The 19,593-nt window shown below is 41.2% G+C and carries 12 protein-coding genes; 11 read left to right on the forward strand and 1 reads right to left on the reverse strand.

Going from position 1 to position 19,593, the window contains the following annotated elements; genetic code table 11:
• Nucleotides 1-108: 108 nt before the first annotated feature.
• The 4 genes from hutH (at nt 109) to QUF78_RS02645 (ending at nt 7,322) form a co-directional block, all read left to right on the forward strand.
• Entirely contained in the window at nt 109-1,626 is a 1,518-nt protein-coding gene (gene hutH, locus QUF78_RS02630) for a histidine ammonia-lyase (protein WP_289323460.1), read from the forward strand.
• 324 nt (nt 1,627-1,950) lie between these two features.
• Nucleotides 1,951-3,348 carry an amino acid permease gene (locus QUF78_RS02635; protein WP_289327213.1) on the forward strand — a complete coding sequence of 466 codons (1,398 nt, stop codon included), beginning with the start codon at nt 1,951-1,953 and terminating at the stop codon, nt 3,346-3,348.
• Nucleotides 3,349-4,384: 1,036 nt separating this feature from the next.
• Nucleotides 4,385-5,590 carry a quaternary amine ABC transporter ATP-binding protein gene (locus tag QUF78_RS02640; protein WP_192207592.1) on the forward strand — a complete coding sequence of 402 codons (1,206 nt, stop codon included), beginning with the start codon at nt 4,385-4,387 and terminating at the stop codon, nt 5,588-5,590.
• On the forward strand, nt 5,571-7,322 hold the full coding sequence (locus QUF78_RS02645; protein WP_289323461.1) for a glycine betaine ABC transporter substrate-binding protein: 1,752 nt from the start codon (nt 5,571-5,573) through the stop codon (nt 7,320-7,322). Before QUF78_RS02640 ends, QUF78_RS02645 begins: the two co-directional genes overlap by 20 nt.
• A 79-nt stretch (nt 7,323-7,401) precedes the next feature.
• Here the strand turns inward: QUF78_RS02645 and QUF78_RS02650 are convergent, their stop codons facing one another.
• Nucleotides 7,402-7,584 carry a hypothetical protein gene (locus tag QUF78_RS02650; protein WP_289318811.1) on the reverse strand — a complete coding sequence of 61 codons (183 nt, stop codon included), beginning with the start codon at nt 7,582-7,584 and terminating at the stop codon, nt 7,402-7,404.
• Between the two features lie 361 nt (nt 7,585-7,945).
• Here QUF78_RS02650 and QUF78_RS02655 point away from each other — a divergent pair, with 361 nt between their 5' ends.
• The 7 genes from QUF78_RS02655 (at nt 7,946) to essA (ending at nt 19,412) form a co-directional block, all read left to right on the forward strand.
• Nucleotides 7,946-8,860: a nucleoside hydrolase gene (locus tag QUF78_RS02655; protein WP_289323462.1), complete on the forward strand. Its 915-nt coding sequence runs from the start codon at nt 7,946-7,948 to the stop codon at nt 8,858-8,860.
• Nucleotides 8,861-9,472: 612 nt separating this feature from the next.
• Nucleotides 9,473-9,763: a WXG100 family type VII secretion target gene (locus tag QUF78_RS02660; protein ID WP_034306171.1), complete on the forward strand. Its 291-nt coding sequence runs from the start codon at nt 9,473-9,475 to the stop codon at nt 9,761-9,763.
• A 94-nt stretch (nt 9,764-9,857) separates the two neighbouring features.
• Entirely contained in the window at nt 9,858-10,097 is a 240-nt protein-coding gene (gene yukD, locus QUF78_RS02665) for an ESX secretion system protein YukD (protein ID WP_289318832.1), read from the forward strand.
• Nucleotides 10,098-10,167: 70 nt separating this feature from the next.
• Nucleotides 10,168-11,511 carry a type VII secretion protein EssB gene (gene essB / locus QUF78_RS02670; RefSeq protein ID WP_289323463.1) on the forward strand — a complete coding sequence of 448 codons (1,344 nt, stop codon included), beginning with the start codon at nt 10,168-10,170 and terminating at the stop codon, nt 11,509-11,511.
• A gap of 30 nt (nt 11,512-11,541) precedes the next feature.
• The gene (gene essC, locus QUF78_RS02675) at nt 11,542-16,023 is read left to right on the forward strand and encodes a type VII secretion protein EssC (protein WP_289323464.1); all 4,482 of its coding nucleotides are present in this window, start codon (nt 11,542-11,544) and stop codon (nt 16,021-16,023) included.
• A complete protein-coding gene (gene esaA / locus QUF78_RS02680; RefSeq protein ID WP_289323465.1) occupies nt 16,016-18,943 on the forward strand; it encodes a type VII secretion protein EsaA in 2,928 nt (975 codons plus the stop codon). Before essC ends, esaA begins: the two co-directional genes overlap by 8 nt.
• The gene (gene essA, locus QUF78_RS02685) at nt 18,930-19,412 is read left to right on the forward strand and encodes a type VII secretion protein EssA (RefSeq protein WP_289318816.1); all 483 of its coding nucleotides are present in this window, start codon (nt 18,930-18,932) and stop codon (nt 19,410-19,412) included. The genes esaA and essA overlap by 14 nt, the downstream gene beginning before the upstream one ends.
• The last annotated feature ends 181 nt before the right edge of the window (nt 19,413-19,593 follow it).

Here is a 19,593-nt window from a genome sequence, read left to right on the forward strand (position 1 = left end):
TAAAAGCCTATAGTTATTTAGTGAAATAGGGGGCTGTATTGGAAGACTGGATAAGTCTGTCAATATGGCCTCCTTTTGTTTGTTTAAAAAAGAATAGGGGTGCAGGAAATGATTATGTTAACGGGCCAAACTTTAACGATTGAAGAAGCGAAAAAAGTATTGTATGGGGAAGCATTTGTCACGGCTTCAGCCGAGAGTGTTAAGAAAGTGGAAAAAAGCCGGGAAGCGGTTGAAAATATCGTGAAACAAAAGAAGGTCGTTTATGGCATTACAACAGGTTTTGGAAAGTTCAGCGATGTTTTGATTGATGCAGAGGATGCAGAGCAGCTACAGTGGAATTTGATTCATTCCCATGCATGCGGAGTGGGGGAACCGTTTCCTGAGGTGGTTTCAAGAGCTATGGTCCTTCTCCGTGCCAATGCTCTATTAAAAGGGTTTTCCGGCGTCCGTCCTGTTGTCATTGAACGTTTGATCGATCTTTTGAATGCCCATATCCATCCGGTCATTCCTCAGCAAGGTTCTCTTGGGGCAAGTGGGGACTTGGCGCCGCTTTCCCATTTGGCGCTAGTATTGATGGGAGAAGGGGAAGTGTTTTATAAAGGAGAGCGAATGGAGGCCATCGTAGCTTTATCGAAGGAAGGCATTCTTCCAGTGACACTTAAAGCAAAAGAAGGTCTTGCATTAATTAACGGTACACAGGCCATGACGGGGATGGGCCTCGTAAATTACATTGAAGCTGAACAGCTGGCCCATCAAACTGAAGCGATTGCTTCCCTGACGTTGGAAGGGTTACGCGGCATTGAAGATGCCTTTGATGCGGATGTTCATCTAGCACGCGGTTACCGCCAGCAAACAGAGGTCGCGGAACGGATCCGTCGAATGATCAATGGCAGCCAGCTAATCACCAAGCAAGGAGAACTGCGGGTACAGGATGCTTATTCGCTCCGCTGCATCCCGCAAGTACATGGTGCATCATGGCAAACTCTTGATTATGTTAAAGAAAAATTGGAAATCGAAATGAATGCAGCGACGGATAATCCGCTAATCTTTGATGATGGGGAAAAGGTTATTTCAGGGGGGAACTTCCATGGCCAGCCGATTGCTTTTGCAATGGATTTCATGAAAATCGCTGTTGCCGAGCTTGCGAACATTTCAGAACGCCGGATTGAGCGACTCGTCAATCCACAGCTGAATGATTTACCGCCATTCTTAAGTCCGTCACCTGGCTTGCAGTCGGGAGCGATGATCATGCAATATTGTGCAGCTTCACTCGTCTCTGAGAATAAAACACTCGCACATCCTGCAAGTGTTGATTCCATTCCATCTTCAGCGAACCAGGAAGATCATGTAAGCATGGGAACGATCGGGTCCCGCCACGCCCATCAAATCATTCAAAACGTTCGCCGCGTTTTGGCAATTGAGCTCATTTGTGCCTTACAGGCGGTGGAATACCGTGGAACAGAAAAAATGGCTCCATTTACAAAAGAGTTTTATACGGAAGCAAGAAAACTCATTCCAAGCATCACCCAAGATCGTATATTCTCAAAAGATATTGAAGCAACGGCAAGCTGGTTACATCAAATTGATTGGAATTCATTTATTCACAGGAGTTTACCTACGACATAAATCCCGGTGATTCTTTTTCAATAAACGTTAGGCTTATAGCCCTTTCACTTGGGTTTTTAAGCCTAACATAGTTGCGTAAATGCTACATAGATCCCTGAAATCCAAAAAAGGTCTCAGCATAGAGAAAATGACCTTGAAATAGTAATAAGTGCAGGAAATAACTATTGATGGAATGATCGACTTTACTTATTCGTGCTAGATTAAATATGAATTTTTGGAGGGGAATCCAATTTGGAAAATCGGCAATTGCAACTGCCTGTTAAAAATGAACAGAACCAGCCGTCAAATACTTTACAAAGAAAGCTAAAGGCGCGCCACCTTACGATGATTTCGTTGGGCGGTGCAATTGGAACAGGGCTTTTCCTCGGAAGCGGGCCAGCCATTCACTCTGCAGGACCTGGCGGGGCTTTGGTCGCTTACACCGTAATTGGTATAATGGTTTATTTTATTATGACAAGTCTCGGAGAACTTGCATCATTCATGCCAGTCAGCGGGGCTTTCAGTACCTATGCTACGCGTTTCATCGATCCAGCTCTAGGGTTTGCACTTGGTTGGAACTATTGGTTCACGTGGGCGATGACTCTTGCCGCGGAACTATCCGCCGCAACAATGGTAATGAAGTTTTGGTTTCCTAACAGTCCGTCATTTTTATGGAGTTCTTTGTTTTTAGTTTTGATATTCTTATTGAATTACGTATCTGTTAAAGGGTATGGAGAAGGGGAATATTGGTTTTCACTCATTAAAGTGGCGACCATCATCATTTTTATCGTCGTCGGTATTTTGATGATATTCGGGATTATGAACGGAGAGGCGATTGGTTTTAAAAATTTCACAGTTGGTGAAGCTCCTTTTGCCGGTGGTTTTTTGGCAACATTGGGTATTTTCATTGCTGCTGGTTTTTCTTTTCAAGGTACGGAAATAGTAGGTGTGGCAGCCGGTGAAAGTGAAGACCCGGCAAAAAATGTACCTCGTGCAGTTCGCAGTATCTTTTGGAGGATTTTCCTTTTTTACATCCTGGCGATACTTGTTATTGGATTGATCGTTCCTTATACGAATGGCAGTCTGCAGGGACACACGATCATGGTCAGCCCATTTACGATGGTGTTTGAAAAAGTGGGACTGGCATTTGCTGCTTCCGTGATGAATGCTATCATTTTAACGGCCGTATTATCCGCTGGTAATTCGAGCCTTTACGTGACAAGCCGAATGTTGTACTCAATGGCACACGAAGGATTGGCACCGCGTATTTTTGGAAAGCTCAACAAGCGCGGCGTTCCCATTTGGGGACTGGTTGTGACCTCACTTGTAGGGATGTTGGCATTTTTTGCTTCCATTTTCGGTGATGGGGTCATTTATATTTGGCTGATGAATGCAGTTGGAGTCACTGGATTTATATTTTGGTTGGGAATAGCGGCAAGCCATTACCGGTTTAGAAAAGCCTATATTGCTCAAGGGTATTCACTGGACGATCTTCCCTATAAGTCAAAATGGTTTCCTTTCGGACCGATATTTTCCTTTGCTCTTTGTTTTTTCGTTTTATTGGCGCAAAACTATCAGGCCTTTATTGGCGATGACATTAACTGGGCTAGTGTGTTCGCAGCCTATCTTGGCATCCCATTCTTTCTGGTAATGTGGCTTGGATATAAGTTCATTAAGAAAACAAAAGTAACTCCGCTAGAGGAATGTCAAATTGATTTTGATGAACATAGGAATGCCAATTAGTATGTATCGATAATATGCATTAACCTTGAAATGAGTTAGTTGTTTCAAGGTTTTTTTTCTGTATATGTGACACATTTCCATGTATGTCTGCATAAAACATAACCTATAAAAAAAGTGTAAAATTCCAATCTTGCCAGATCCGGAACCGCTTAAATTTACCCGTTATTTATGACAGAAAATCGCTTTTTCCGTTTTTTGGATCATTTTGGATTATAAAAAAACTGAAAAAAATTTGTGGCTGATGATGGGCGTTTATGATTATAGGAAGCCAAAGTGTTGGTATATCAAGGTTTTTAGAGTCTTCAGGAACCTTAAGAATTGATGGCGTAAATGGGCTTTTTAGGCAAGAATTCCGTCCCACATCATTTGAACTTATATTCATTCTTTGTTAAGGTAATGAAGTACTTTAGGGATTGAGGTTCAGTCCGTATGTTGAGACTGAACAAAACTCTAAAATAAAAAACCATTATATTTCAGTTGGTATATGCTGTGCCTGTTAGTTTCCTCAGTTGTATTGCACCTCTTTTCCCTGCAAAGCTCAAATTAGACACATTGGGAATCCCATAATCATATTTCTATGCGTTTTGGTGTTATACTGCACTGCAAGTATCATTCCACCTGGTTAAGGAAATGAAGTACTTTAGAGGGTAGTCGTAAGTCCACCATCTGGACAAAACTCTAAGTGGAAATCGTTTATATTACAGTTGGTATATGTTGTGCCTGCTAGTTTCCTCAGTTGTGATTGCACCTCTTTTTTCCTACTTGAAATGCTCAATTTATCACACAAAAATAATCCAAGTAAAGAAATGCTTCTTGGGAATAATAAATATAGATTATTTTTCTATGCACGTTATGCCCTGTGCCACTGAATAAGTGTCACTTCCGCTTTTTTGAAGAAAAAGTAATGGGGTAGAATAGCTTTGTTAATGTCGGTTATTTCAAGATACTTGTGGATTAATAATCATCACTCGCATAAAACGGGGGAATTCAGCAAAACTGAATATCATATGGGCAACTATTAGAATGAGGTGACTTGATGAAGCCGTATGTAGAAGTCAGAAATGTCTCGAAAATTTTTGGCAAATCTCCAAAAGCAGCAACAGACTTATTGAAGCAAGGCAAGACGAAAAAAGAAATCTTGAAAGAAACGGGACAAACGGTCGGAGTGAATAATGTTAATTTCGAGATTTATCCCGGCGAGATTTTTGTCATCATGGGCCTATCAGGAAGCGGGAAATCCACTTTGATCCGCATGTTCAATCGTTTGATCGATCCCACTTTGGGTGAAATCTTAATTGATGATGAAGATATCGTGAAGATGAACGCTGCCCGGTTAAGGGAAGTCAGACAAAAGAAAATAAGCATGGTCTTTCAGAACTTTGCTTTATTTCCGCATAAAACGATATTGGAAAACGCTGAATTTGGGCTCGAAATTCAAAAAGTGGATCCAGCAAAACGTCATGAAAATGCGATGAAGGCTCTTGAGGCTGTTGGATTAAAAGGCTACGAAAATCAGCTGCCATCACAGCTTAGTGGTGGTATGCAGCAAAGGGTTGGGTTAGCCCGGGCACTCGCAAGTGATACGGATATCCTATTGATGGATGAAGCCTTCAGTGCCCTTGATCCATTGATTCGTAAGGATATGCAGGATGAACTGATTCAAATCCAAGATCAGTACAAAAAAACGATCATTTTCATTACCCATGATCTTGATGAAGCATTAAGAATCGGGGATAGAATTGCCCTTATGAAAGATGGAAGTGTCATTCAATTGGGAACTCCTGAACAAATCATGATGAATCCAGCCAATGAATTCGTCGAGAAGTTTGTGGAAGATGTTGATCTATCAAAAGTTTTGACAGCATCTCATGTGATGATACGCCCAGAGAAGATCGCGGTGGACAGAGGTCCGAGGGTTGCCTTGGAAATCATGCGCAAACAAGGGTATTCCAGCATTTTTGTTGTGGATAGAAAGCAGAAGTTATTGGGGGCCGTGACCGCTGAACAGGCTCGTCAGGCAATGAGCAATAACCAATCGATATCTGAAGTGATGTCAACCGATATCCCCACTGTAAAAGAGGATGAATTACTTGGAAACCTCATGGATGTGATGGCGACTTCAAGTTTGCCAATCTCAGTCATTGATGATCAGAATAGAATTAAAGGAATTCTGCTTCGCGGTGCCGTTATCGGCGCTTTGGCCGGAAATAAAGATTCCTTGAATGAAATGGAGAGTGAATAATTCAATGAATATGCCGAAAATCCCACTAGGAGCTTGGGTTGATTCTTTAGTGGATTGGATAACTATTGTATTTGCTGGATTATTTACACTTATTACGAATGTGATCGAGGGACTACTGGATATCCTGGTCGATGTAATGAGTGCTGGACCTTCCATCTTGTTAATTATAGTCCTTACCCTTCTGGTTACCTATACAAGCAGATGGCCCTTAGGGATATTTACATTCATTAGCTTACTATTGATTGATAATCTTGGTTATTGGGAATCAAGCATCCAAACACTGGCAATCGTTATATTGTCAGGAGTCTTAACGATAGTGATCGGGATACCGATCGGAATATGGTGTGCCCAAAATAACACGGTGCGTAAGATCGTTACCCCGATCTTGGACTTCATGCAAACAATGCCTGCATTCGTTTATTTGATTCCTTCGATCTTATTCTTTGGAATAGGGGTAGTACCGGGAATCATTGCGTCATTTATTTTCGCAATCGCACCGACAATCCGTATGACCAATCTTGGGATTCAAGAAGTGCCTAATGATCTGATCGAAGCATCGGATGCTTTTGGTTCAACCAGCAGCCAAAAGTTATTCAAGGTACAAATACCATTGGCTACTCCAACGATTATGGCAGGAGTTAACCAAAGCATCATGCTGGCGCTATCCATGGTAGTTACAGCTTCATTGGTTGGAGCACCCGGACTTGGGGCGGATGTCTACCGGGCTGTCAGCCAAATAAATGTTGGGCAAGGATTTGAAGCAGGTTTATCCATCGTAATCATTGCAATCATTCTCGATCGTATCACGCAAAACCTACGTAAGCCAGCTTACGAGCATATCATTAGCAGAAAAATCATTTTTACAATATTGGCGTTACTCGTTGTAGGTACTGCACTATTCAGTGCTTTTACAAAAGATACGGCTGTGAACGGGGATAAAAATAGTTTTGCTGCCAAAACCGATTATGAAATCATCGGAATTGAACCTGGAGCAGGATTGATGAAGTTGACTAAAACGGCTATAGATGATTATAAGCTGGATGATTGGAAGTTGGTTGAAGGGTCTTCGGCGGCAATGGTTGCTGAATTGAAAAAAGCGATTGATAAAAAAGAACCAATCGTCGTTACAGGATGGTCACCGCATTGGATGTTCTCGAAATATGACTTGAAATATCTCGAAGATCCGAATGAATCCTTTGGCGGGGCTGAAAATATTAATTCGATTGCCAGAAAAGGCCTTGAACAGGATGCCCCTGGCGCTTATAAAATCCTTGATCAATTCTTCTGGGATACTAAAGATATGGAAAATGTAATGGTCCAAGTTGCTGAAGGGATGTCTCCTTCAGAAGCAGCAGAAAAATGGATAAAGGAAAATCAGGACAAAGTATCCAAATGGACCAAAGGTGCTGAATCAGGAAATGGTGAAAAAATCAAACTGGTTTATGTTGCATGGGACACTGAAATTGCCAGCACAAATGTGATTGGCAAGGTTCTGGAGCAGAATGGTTATGATGTAACATTAAGTCAGGTTGAAGTGGGACCAATGTTTGCCGGCGTTGCAAACGGAAGTGCGGACGCCATGGTGGCCGCATGGCTCCCGGGAACACATCTTGAATACTATAATAAGTATAAAGCTGAAATGGTTGACCTTGGACCAAACTTAAAAGGAACAAAGAATGGTCTGGTCGTACCGGATTACGTCGATATTGATTCGGTTGAAGACTTAAAATAAGAAAAACGCGGGAATTTCAGAAATGAAATTCCCGCGTTTTTTCAGTTATATTGGACAGCTGGGGTTTTAAAACTGAGGATCAATGTATGGAAACGAACTTACTCCTCAATTCCTCTTCCGTTACTTCGATCTTTCCTTTCAAATCTTCAGCTAGTAATACATAACTTTTCACACCTATGAATTCTGAATGTGATATTAAAAAGAATTTTGTTCCCTTTTTATACGCAGAAGGATCATCTACAATCAACTTAAACATTTTCATCCTTTTTCCACCTTGGATATCATAAATTCGTAACGCATGCATTCATAACTACCTTTGGAGTAGACGTAATAGCATTGAACAAGTTGAAAAGGAATTAGGGCGCTACTAAGATACAACTTCTTCTTTTCACTTTTTATATCATTGATATTTATGAGTGGTCAACTATTTTTACTGGTAGATACAAGAACCAGCGGGCATTGTCATTTGTTTGCAAATTATGAGTATTCCTAACTTTCTGTGGAAGTGCCTATAATTGAATGTTAAAATTCAGTTGGAAAACAGTGTTTCATGATACATAAGAAAAAGAAAAGAGAGGCATTGAAAGAGCTCTCGAAAAGTGATTTTGGAAGGTGTGGAAATATTGAAACCAATCATATTCGATGTTGATACTGGAATTGATGATGCCATGGCGATGGCGTATGCTTTAAATTCCCCAGAATTGGAAGTGCTCGGATTCACGACTTGCTTTGGTAACGTGCCCGTTGTTGAATCGACCCGCAATACACTTGCCGTTTTGGAGAAATTAAATAGGCGCATTCCGGTTTTTGAAGGTGCTGACCAAACTTTGGTGCGCGGAAGGAAGAAGAAATATCCGAAGCATGTTCATGGGGAAGACGGGTTAGGAAATACCCTTCAGTTTGAACCAAGTATCAAAGCTTCACAAGGAAATGCAGTAGATTTCATTATCGATCAAGTGAAGAGCCGACCGCATGAAATTACAATTATTGCAGTTGGTCCACTGACTAACATCGCATTGGCGATTAAAAAAGCCCCAACGATCATGACCTTGGTAAAAGAGGTCGTTATTATGGGCGGTGCCGTATACGTACCAGGAAATGTAACGCCCTATGCTGAAGCGAACATAATATCAGATCCTGAGGCAGCTGATCAGGTATTTGCTTCAGGGCTGCCAATCACCCTAGTGGGGCTTGATGTGACACTGCAAACATACCTACTGAAATCGAAGCTTGATGATTGGCGTGCCACTGGAAAGGAAAGCGCCAAATTTTTAGCGGAAATGACCGATTATTATATGAAAGCATATGAAAACTCCCATCCAGGTTTGGGCGGTTGTGCACTTCATGATCCTCTTGCTGTCGGGGTTGCGATTGATTCAAGTTTTGTGAGTACGGAATGGATGAACGTCAAGGTGATGACCGAAGGTGAAGAAACAGGCAGGACAATCGGTCAACAAGATAGCGAACCTGGAATCCGTGTCTGTACGAAAGTGGAAGCGGATCGGTTTGTGAAACACTTTTTGGAACGGGTTATATGAGGGCTTGATCAGGATTTCCATTAACTAAACAACGGAGTTGAAATCCATGTATTTGGTATAAATGCTATCACTTTTCCAAAAACCTTTGGGAAGAGACAGACTGTTTCCTTTGAATTCGATTCTGGCAATATGACGTACTCCTGCTGCGGAAGCATAGCTGAAGTAAGTAGGAGGTAGGCGGAAAAAAGCCGGGTCAGGCCAAAAAAAGACCTCCGTCCATTCGGATGTCCCTTTTGAATGGTTTGGAAAATATTTCGATTATAAAGACAAACTGTATGGAAACGCTGGATATTTCGAAAATTAATCAAACGTTTGATTAATGTTTAATGGAAAAGATTCTAAAGTCACCGATGAAAATCAGTTGTTTGAGTAATGGATCAGGAAAATTGGGTATAAAGAACTTTTTTTCCATGAAAAGTAAAATATTTAAAATTAATTCAAAAAAAGGTTTAATTACTTGGGAAAACAGGTACATAGACTTTCATAATGCCATATATAGGTTTTTTTACATAATCATAATTTCCCATTTTTCGACTTTGCACTTATTTATATGGCAGAAAATGTATGGTTCCATTAAAATGTACTATATAAGATATAAGGAGGAGTTTTTCTATGTCACAAATTCGCGTAACACCTTCAGAACTGAAAGATGTAGCTAGGCAATATGATAATGAAAGCCAACAGGTAACGGATATGATTGGTCGTTTAGATAGAATGAGAGATCATTTAACTGGTATTTGGGAAGGTTCTTCCAGTGAGGCTTTCGTCGGGCAGTACGAAGAATTGAAGCCTTCATTCATGGACATGGCTCGTTTGTTGAATGAAGTTTCTCAACAATTGAATAAATCAGCTCAAATCCTTGAAGACACAGATAATCAGATTGCTAGTCAAATTCGCGGATAATCAATAGTCAAAGAGATAAAGAATTTTCTAGGAAAAAGCGCCGCGACTCTTAATGAAGATCGTGGTGCTTTTTGCTTTTAAAGAGGTGGTTTCCATATATATTCAACTTACGATCGATTTAAACAGGTACACAGGGGAAGTATTTGACTTGCAAGTGTCGAATTACCGCTCCATCAAGAAGGTTGTGGAAATTGTATGGCAGGTAAAGGATATTGCCAGTGCACCTAAAGATGGCTATTGGGTGCGGGTCCAGAATAAGGAGTTTGTATGTTCAGGTTATGATACCCTGCTTGATAGCGGAATTACGACGGGGGACCGCCTTGAGATCCTCTAATGGATTAAGTGTGGGCTCGTTATAGGAATAAAGTCTAAAGCCCTTTAGCAGGGGTAAAGGAGTACATAGAATGGATGAGAAAAAATCTTCATATCTGGAGAAAAAAACAGAAGCTGCAATTGTGAAGGGTGATAATGGGTATTCGTTCGATTTCCAACGGGCAAAACTGTCGATGCAAGATCCATTGGAATTACAGCTTATTCATGAAGCCGATGATGCTCTCCAGAAACATATAGAAGTGACAGAGGACGAGGTGCAGATCAGAGTAAATCCACCAGCCTCTTTTTTTGTTTTTTCCAAAGCTAAAGATAAAAATCTGATAGGTCGATGGGTATCGTCCTATCAAATCGTGAAGAAAATCAGAAATCATGAATTGACTCGGCTGCAACTAGTCGTCTGTCCAGAAAATATCGTTTTTGATTCAAGCTTGGCCCCATATTTCCTGCATTATGGTGTAAAAGACAGTTTGCCTCCTTATGAACATAATCAAGATGAGCTATTTAAAGAAACGAAGGCAACGATTTCTGCACTTGTGGATGGGCAGTATACATTCGAAGAGTATTTGCTTTACCATAAAACACTAAAACTATCGAACGAATCACAAAGTATACTGGCATCGGGGACTTGGGATGAACTTTCCAAGGTCATTCAAAATCGGATAGAAGCATTAGAGAAGGAAGAAAAAGCATTTGTACATATCCCTGAAAAGAAATGGAAAACGGGCCGTTATACACTTTGGGGTACGATGATCGTTCTAGTGCCACTGCTGTTGTTTACGATTTACACACTATTCTTCTCCCAACCTAGGCAGGAGGCATATGTAGAAAGCGGTGAAAGCTTCTTAAAACAAAAATACAGTGAAGTCATTGACCGTTTGGAAAACTACGATCCAAAAAATATGCCGTATGTCGTTCAATATGAACTGGCTATGGCCTATGTCACTTATGAGCCGTTAGATGATGTCAGGAAGAAGAATGTAGAAAATGCAATCACTTTGCAAACGGATAGTCAGTATCTTCTATATTGGATTTATATAGGCAGGGGCATGAACGAGGACGCGATCGATTTGGCGAGAATCATGGAGGATCGCGAATTGATTACATATGGTCTGTTAAATCAGAAAGAACAGATTAAGCTAGACGATAACCTTTCAGGGGAAGAAAAGGAAACGCAAATTAAAGAAATCGATACAGAGTTGTCCCAATATGAAAAGGAAATAAAGGAATTGCAAAAGCAAATGGAGGAACAGCAAGATCAAAACCAGCCTGCAACAGAGTCCAATGATCAAGGTGAAGCTGAAGCAAAACCTGCTGTAAAAGAAGTAGAGGAAAAGGAGCCTGCTTCTGGAGAAAAAGAAGAAAGTAAGGATTCCTCGAAAAAATCATCTGAAGAAAAAGAGAAAAGCAAAGAGTGAGCATTTGGCCTTTTGCGGAGGTGAGATTTAATGAGTTTATTATGGATTTATTCTAAGGGGACCTATCAGTCCTTCACGATCAAGGATGATCATAAAGGTCCGATCACGATTGGCCCATCAAAGCAGGATACGATCACCGTCTATTCCGTTCCCTTTGAACATGGACCTATCAAGCTGAGAAAGCAAAATGGGCTTGATGAGTTTGAGGTGTTTAGAGAGGAAAAGAAGCTTGGCGATGTAAAGCCGTTTCAAAGCTTCACCTTTCATGAAGGAGAAGAAACGATCGAGATTTTTTATACGGCAGGGGAATTGGAAGAAAGCCTCTATTATATTGGCAATTTGAAAGAAATCACTATATCAGCCAAGCTGGGAGCGACTTTCCGTAAAGAAGGACCCGTTTCCGGCAATGGCTTTTCCTTTGTGCTTCATAAAGGGCAATGGCTTCTCGTGCCAAAGGAAAATAGCGGGATTTTCCTGAATGGTGAAAAGGTAACGAAGGCTGTTCCCGTTCAAAATGGCGATCTGATTTGCTGGCCAAATATGGTGCTGAGGTTGATTGAAGGCGACTTATTGATGATTCATAGTGCCGAGAGTTATGAAACATCTTTATCTAAAATGAAGAAGCCAATCTCTGAAATGAAGAAAAGCTATCCACAATATCGCCGTACACCAAGGATGATCTATGAATTGCCGGATGAGAAAGTGACGATATCATTTCCGAGCCAAGAATCGGAAGATAATAATAGAGGGTTATGGCTAATCCTTATGCCACCGTTAATGATGCTTATTGTCATGGGGGTCATCACGATCATTCAACCTCGGGGCATTTTCATCATCATATCGATCGTGATGTTCACAACGACTTTAGTTACCTCGACGGTACAATACTTTAAAGACAAAAAGAAGCAAAAATTCAGAGAAGAAAAACGTCAACGCGTTTATACCAGGTATCTAGAGCAGAAGAGGGAAGAACTGCAAGAGCTGTCTGAAAGGCAAAAGAATGTGCTGTTGTATCATTACCCTTCTTTTGAAAGGATGAAGCATCTGACCGATAGTATCAGCGACCGTATTTGGGAGCGAACAGTGGATAGTGAAGACGCTCTCCACTTTAAGATAGGAACGGCGGCCATACCCTCAAGTTATGAGGTGTCGGTTAATAGTAACGATATGTCCAATCGTGATATAGATGATTTACTTGAGCAGTCGCAGGAACTTGTGGAGGTATACAAAAACCTGGATGATCTTCCGTTATCCATTGATTTATCAAGCGGATCGATGGGTCTGGTTGGAAAGGAATCGATTGTTAAACGTGAGTTGCAACAATTGATTGGGCAACTGGCCTTTTTTCATAGTTATCATGATGTACGATTTGTGGCCATTTTTCCGGAAAAGGATTACCAAGAATGGGAATGGATGAAATGGCTCCCTCATTTTCAATTGCCGCATGCCTATGCAAAAGGCCTTATATACAATGAGCAATCACGCGACCAGCTACTTACTTCGATTTATCAGCTATTGAGGGAAAGAGATTTGGATGAGAACAAAGGGAAAGTAAGATTCACTCCCCATTTTGTCTTTATTGTCACGGATCGCAATTTAATTGCAGAGCATGTCATATTGGAATATTTAGAGGGTAAAACAGAAGATTTAGGTATCTCGACGATTTTTGCTGCGGATGCAAAAGAGAGTTTGACGGAAAATGTCCATACGCTTGTTAAGTATATAAATGATCGCGATGGTGAGATTCTCATCCAACAAACGAAGGCTGTTCATACCCCTTTTACACTTGATACACATACAAAAGAAGGTAATGAGCGTTATGCACGTACGCTGCGTTCACTGGATCATCAAAAGGGGATGAACAATTCAATACCAGAAACGGTTTCATTTCTGGAGTTATTGAAAGCTCGTGAAGTGGAAGATCTACCTATCAGCCAAAACTGGCAGACCAATCAGTCTTCCAAATCCCTGGCAGTACCGATTGGATTGAAAGGGAAAACGGATAGGGTTGAATTGAACTTGCATGAAAAGGCGCATGGCCCCCATGGATTGGTTGCTGGTACGACAGGATCGGGGAAAAGTGAATTACTGCAAACTTACATCCTATCATTAGCCGTTCATTATCATCCGCATGAAGTTGCCTTTTTGCTCATTGATTATAAAGGTGGGGGAATGGCGCAGCCATTCAGACAGATTCCGCATCTGCTGGGAGTCATTACGAATATCGAAGGAAGCAAGAACTTCAGTGCCAGGGCACTGGCCTCCATTAATAGTGAATTGAAGAAACGTCAGCGCATGTTTGATCGATATGAAGTCAACCATATCAACGATTACACGGATTTATACAAAGAAGGCAAAGCGGATGAACCGTTACCGCATTTATTTTTGATATCAGATGAGTTTGCGGAACTTAAAAACGAAGAACCCGATTTCATCAGGGAATTAGTGAGTACGGCAAGAATTGGACGGAGCTTGGGTGTTCATTTAATTCTTGCTACACAAAAGCCTGGCGGTGTTATCGATAACCAGATTTGGAGTAATGCCCGTTTTAAAATTTCCTTAAAAGTGCAGGATGCCAATGATAGTAAGGAAATTCTTAAAAATAGCGATGCGGCAAATATTACTGTCACCGGACGGGGATATTTGCAGGTGGGAAATAACGAGGTTTATGAATTGTTCCAGTCTGCATGGAGCGGTGCACCCTATTTAGAGGATACGGTTGGATCTGAGGATGAAGTGGCACTTGTCACAGACCTTGGTCTTGTTCAAATCTCAAATGTATCGGAACAGATCACTAATAAGAGGAAAGAAAAGATTAGTGAAATTGAAGCCGTGGCGGATCGAATTGTGGCGACACAGGAAGAAATGGAGATTAAGAAGTTGGCAAGCCCATGGCTACCGCCTCTTTCAGATCGTTTATCGAGAAACGCTGAAAGAAGCTTGGCGAGCAATCAATTCCACCTAGGAATGAAGGATGAGCCCGAATTGCAGAGCCAGACAAATTATGTCTATAACTGGATTGAAGATGGGAATGTTGGGGTTTTTGGTTCTTCCGGATACGGCAAGTCAACCACCGTTTTGACACTTCTCTTTAGTTTTGCAGATCAATTCAGTCCTGAAGAACTGCATTATTATATTTTCGATTTCGGGAATAGCGCTTTACTGCCAATACGCCAGCTGCCTCATACTGGGGAATACTTTAGGTTCGATGAGTTAAGGAAAATTGAAAAATTCATGTTATTCATGAAGTCGGAGATGGAAAGGCGTAAGCAGCTTTTTTCAGAAAAGGAGCTTAGTAACATAAAGCTTTATAATGCATTAGTGGAAGATAAATTGCCGATTATTTATATCGTGGTCGACAATTTTGACTTAGTGAAGGATGAGATGCAAGACCAGGAAGCGCAATTCGTTCAGTTTGCACGGGATGGACAATCACTTGGAATATTCATGATTTTAACCGCAACGAGAATCAATGCGATTCGCCAGCCGTTAATGAATAGTCTTAAGACGAAGGTCGTCCATTACTTAATGGACAGTTCGGAGCAATATTCAGTTTTGGGGAGGACCCCTTATGAAAATGAACCTGTTCCGGGTAGGGCGTTGGTGAAAAAGGACCAAACCTATCTCACACAGGTTTATTTACCAGCTGATGGAGCGGATGATATAGCCGTTTTGGAAGAAATGAAACAAGCGGTGGCAGAACATAAGGTTAAATATAAGGAAATAGCCAAACCGCCGGCGATTCCGATGTTACCGACGCGACTTGATTCCAGCAGCTTCAAGAGTTACTGCTCACAAGCCATTAAGAAGGATTCCATTCCAATCGGGCTTTCTGAGGAAAGCGTTACACCTGTTTTCGTGGAGTTGAATTCCAATCCATTCCTGCTTGTCGTAGGACAGTCACGTAAAGGGAAAACCCATGTCCTTAAAGTGCTCTTGGAATCGTTGCTTACACAGACGATTGTGGAAATTGGTTTATTTGACGGAGTTGATCGTGGCCTATCTTCATATGCGTTAGAGGAGAAGGTACGCTATGTGGAAACAAAAGATCAGATAACCGAATGGCTTGATCATATCACTGGAATATTTGAAGAACGTGAACGACGTTATCTAGAGGCGTTGGAAATGAAACCGATGAAGCAACTGGAATTCCCAACGATCATGTTTGTCATAGATAGCATTTCAAGAATCCAACAAACGATCGACGGCAGGATTCAGGATAGGATCAGTGGTTTGATGAAACAGTACAGCCATCTCGGGTTTAGTGTGATTGTCGCTGGAAATGCCAACGACTTCACCAAGGGGTATGATTCGTTGACAACCGAACTGAAACAAGTCAGACAGGCTGTTTTGCTTCTTAAAAAATCGGACCAAAGCTTGTACACCCTCTCGTATTCCAGAAAAGAAGAAGAAATACAGCCGGGGTACGGATACTTTGTGCTGAATGGCCAGGAGAGTAAAATCCAAATTCCACTAAGTGAAGAAAGAAGGAGAGTGCAAGAGAGTGTCTGAAAAAATAAAACCGATGCTATTAATCGGTAAAATACTGGTGATCTTAGCGCTGCCAATCCTGTTTTTTTCCTATATTGGCCAAAATCCAATGAAAAAGACAGAAACGGCTTCTCGTGAAATCGCCATTGTAAATGAAGATAATGGCACTGAATTTAACAAAAAACCCATTTACATGGGCTCAGAGCTTGTTACCACATTGGACAAGGATTCTGAATATGAGTGGTTTGTGGTTAATAGAAGTACGGCGGAAAGTGGACTTGCAAATGAAAAGTATGATGCAGTTATATATTTTCCATCCGATTTTTCAGAGAATATTTATACGTTCGATGATGAACAGCCTGTCAAGGCGGGGTTGAAATACAAGGTACAACCTAGTTTGAATGCAGAGAATATGGAAAAGGTACAAAAGGAATTAGAGAAGACAAAGAGCAAAATGAATAAGCATATTTCCACACAGTATTGGAGCTATGTTTCCCAATCAGTCGAGGACATTCGTAAGAAGTTCGATAATGTCCTAGCTAAAGAAATCGCTTTTCAAAACACGATGTATGAGTTTTATACTCCAAGCTCGGAAAGCCTTGCTGGCGAAATCAAGCAGCATAAGGACATGCTTGAAGGAGTCTTTGCCCAGACGAAGGATGCAGGGAAAACGAGTACTGAAACAATGGGTGAAATCGGGGACACTAAGGCCCAAATGGCTTCCTTTGTGAAGGATGTTGTTTCTTTTGAGGAGTATCAACAAGCTCAAAGTAACCTTTTTGAGAAGGCATCGACCCAAAATCAGCAGCTTGTCAAGGAGAGTATTCAATCATATGACAAGGTGTTGAATGAAGGGAACCAATCTGTACCAGAGATTCAGCAAGGGATGAATACGGAATTCAGTCTTAATGATCAAGGCATTAGTGAGAATGTTGGAATCATGCAGCAGAAACTTGATTCTAGTAATAATGAATTGGAACAGTTTTCAACAAGCATGAAAGACAAACAAGTAGAACAAATCACGAAAATCACCCAAGATCAACAAAGCTCAATTGAACAATTGAAACAATCTGAAGAGGGGGGTCTTGATAACCTTCAGTCTACTTTACTAATGCAAAGGGGAAATCTTGCAAGCAGCTCTGGTGATGGGGAAATTATCGATGAAGGAACGACCTCTATAGAAGATATTGAAACGGAAACGGGTAAAGGTGAATCGGATGCTGCTCCTTCAAAGAAGGATCCGATTGATGAACTATCACTCCAGGTACTGCTGGATCAAATAAATGGCATCAACACGGCACTTGAAAGTTTGGTGCCGGCAGAGGGAAGTGAAGGTACTGCCGAACAAATCAACATTCTTACGGCAGAACTCCAAGCAGAAATCAATAATCTTAGCGGCACAGTGAACGGCAGAACGGGAAATTATAATCAAGTGATTACGGAGTTTAATACACTGGTAGATTCATATAGTGATCTGCTCGCTCAGTTTACGCAATTACAGACTGATTATAATGAACTCGGCACGAATTATAAGGATTTAGGTGACCAATGGAAAAAGTCACAGGAAGATATTCAAAAATTACAGGACATCCAGAGTATGACAATCGACGAGGCCATCGCAGAGATCAAGAATCTCGAACAGTCACTCCTTGAAAAAGTGGGGGGAGAAAGGCGGGCAATGTTGGTGAAGGCCTTTGATAATCCTATCACTAACCGGGATTCAACTACCCTCCTTGCCTATTACGGTTCGCTCTCATCTTATGGTGAATTGGCTGAAAGAGTCACGGAAGCAAATGTAGATAAGGTATTTGCAGCCAATATAAAAGAATTGGAAAACTTGAAAAATGGGGTTTCCGGAAACGTAGATGAAGAAGCAAAGCTCGTCAAGGCGAGTTTAGCGGGAGTTAATGAAGACTTTGGAATGTTCTCCGACTCCATTATGGGTTATATGCAGGAATATGATGCAAACGTCGAATCAGGGCAGAAAGCAACTTTAGCTGAATTAGCGGCAATTACCGAAAGGGCTCAAGGAGTGTCTGCCAATTTGTCAGATCATTTGGAAGCTCCTGAATTAGAGACGGAACCGCCAGTAAACCTTGATGGCGAAATGTTTGTATCACTTCAAGACAATACGGCAACAACTGTCGGCTTCATTTCAGACCTTGTCAACTCTGTAGCGGAACGACAAGACACGGTTACGAAGGATACAGCAGACCTGCAAGCGAAAGTGGGGTCCGTACAGGAAAGGGCCGATCAGCTTAATGATAATTGGTCCCAAAATGTAGACTCAACCGTAAAAATCAAGACAGACGTATATAGTGTCTTGAATAACACTCTGGTCGATGATCAGCAGAACGGGTATGTGTATGAATATTTAGCGAATCCCGTTCAAATAAGCGGTGAAGTCCTTCATCAGGAAAAGGTTAATATCCCGCCAATCGTCATGTTGGTGATCATACTCATTTCTGGGTTATTGATCGGTTTCTTCATGCATCATTATGAAACCATTCCAATGATGGTCCATGTGGCCTTGTTTACCTTATTGAATCTGATCGTAGGTTTAATAATCAGCATATATGGTTTGAAGATTTATCCACTGGGAGATATGCAGGAGATTAAATGGACTGTTTTCACTGTCCTGCTTTTATTCTTCTGTTCAGCGTTTACACGACTTGCCTTCTCAATTGGTCCGTTTGTCGGTGCTATCCTTGTGATTGGTTTGATCAGTTTCTTTACCATTCCATTATTGGATTTAATCATGCCGAATTTCAATGTTGAACACCCTGTTGCAGACGTATACATGTCCATTCAATTCGGTAATCAGTCTGCATTCATTCCGGCTATCATCATCTTGATTGTACTGACGCTTATCGGAACGGTCATTCCATATATAGTGAAGCGTCTGACAGAAAGAAGAGAAATGGCCCATGAAGTGGAGTAAATTCGTAATGCCAGTCTTGTTCATCCTGTTCTTTAGCTATACAGCGCATGCCGGGGCAGAAGAGGAACCCATGGTGGAGCCCAATGAGTATCAAGAAAAGGATATTGATATTCAGACGGAGTATTTCCATGAGGAAGGATTGTTGGAACAGAAGCAAGAACTGCCTGAAGAACTAAAAGACCTTACTTTTGAAAGAGGTAAATATGATGTCATTGACTCGGTGAAGGACTCACTGTTTCTGTCTCCGGTAACGGAGAATCAAAATAATACCATCGCTTCAAAAGCAGAACAGCTTGGATTATTCTCGGAAGTCAGCATTCGAACGAGAAGTGAAGAAGAAACGGAGCCTACCCTTAATTTTGACCTGACGATATTGCTCGGAATTGTTTTGGCACTTTTGGTCGGTTGTTTGTTTTTTATCCTTATTCCGAAAATGGGGAAGCTGAATGGTGAGGTTAAACGAAAATGAAAAAAGCCCGATTTCTGGCATATGTCAGGAATTGGGCTTTTTTTTTGCTACATATCCATAATCGTTTTAAGAAGCCCTAAAAGAAGGGCAACTGCGAAAATCAAAATGAAGAATCTTTTATACATGATCAGTACCTCTTATATCTTTGAGTGGATTGCATCCATTTTAGCATAATTAAGAA

It is taken from the genome of Peribacillus sp. ACCC06369, from assembly GCF_030348945.1.
GTDB lineage: Bacteria > Bacillota > Bacilli > Bacillales > DSM-1321 > Peribacillus.

What these genes read in the sequence shown, in the direction of transcription:
- QUF78_RS02635 (WP_289327213.1), top strand. Translation starts at nt 1,951, where the DNA reads ATGATTTCGTTGGGCGGTGCAATTGGAACAGGGCTTTTCCTCGGAAGC.
- essA (WP_289318816.1), top strand. Translation starts at nt 18,930, where the DNA reads ATGAAGTGGAGTAAATTCGTAATGCCAGTCTTGTTCATCCTGTTCTTT.
- hutH (WP_289323460.1), top strand. Translation starts at nt 109, where the DNA reads ATGATTATGTTAACGGGCCAAACTTTAACGATTGAAGAAGCGAAAAAA.
- essC (WP_289323464.1), top strand. Translation starts at nt 11,542, where the DNA reads ATGAGTTTATTATGGATTTATTCTAAGGGGACCTATCAGTCCTTCACG.
- essB (WP_289323463.1), top strand. Translation starts at nt 10,168, where the DNA reads ATGGATGAGAAAAAATCTTCATATCTGGAGAAAAAAACAGAAGCTGCA.
- QUF78_RS02660 (WP_034306171.1), top strand. Translation starts at nt 9,473, where the DNA reads ATGTCACAAATTCGCGTAACACCTTCAGAACTGAAAGATGTAGCTAGG.
- QUF78_RS02645 (WP_289323461.1), top strand. Translation starts at nt 5,571, where the DNA reads ATGAAATGGAGAGTGAATAATTCAATGAATATGCCGAAAATCCCACTA.
- QUF78_RS02640 (WP_192207592.1), top strand. Translation starts at nt 4,385, where the DNA reads ATGAAGCCGTATGTAGAAGTCAGAAATGTCTCGAAAATTTTTGGCAAA.
- QUF78_RS02650 (WP_289318811.1), bottom strand. Translation starts at nt 7,584, where the DNA reads ATGAAAATGTTTAAGTTGATTGTAGATGATCCTTCTGCGTATAAAAAG.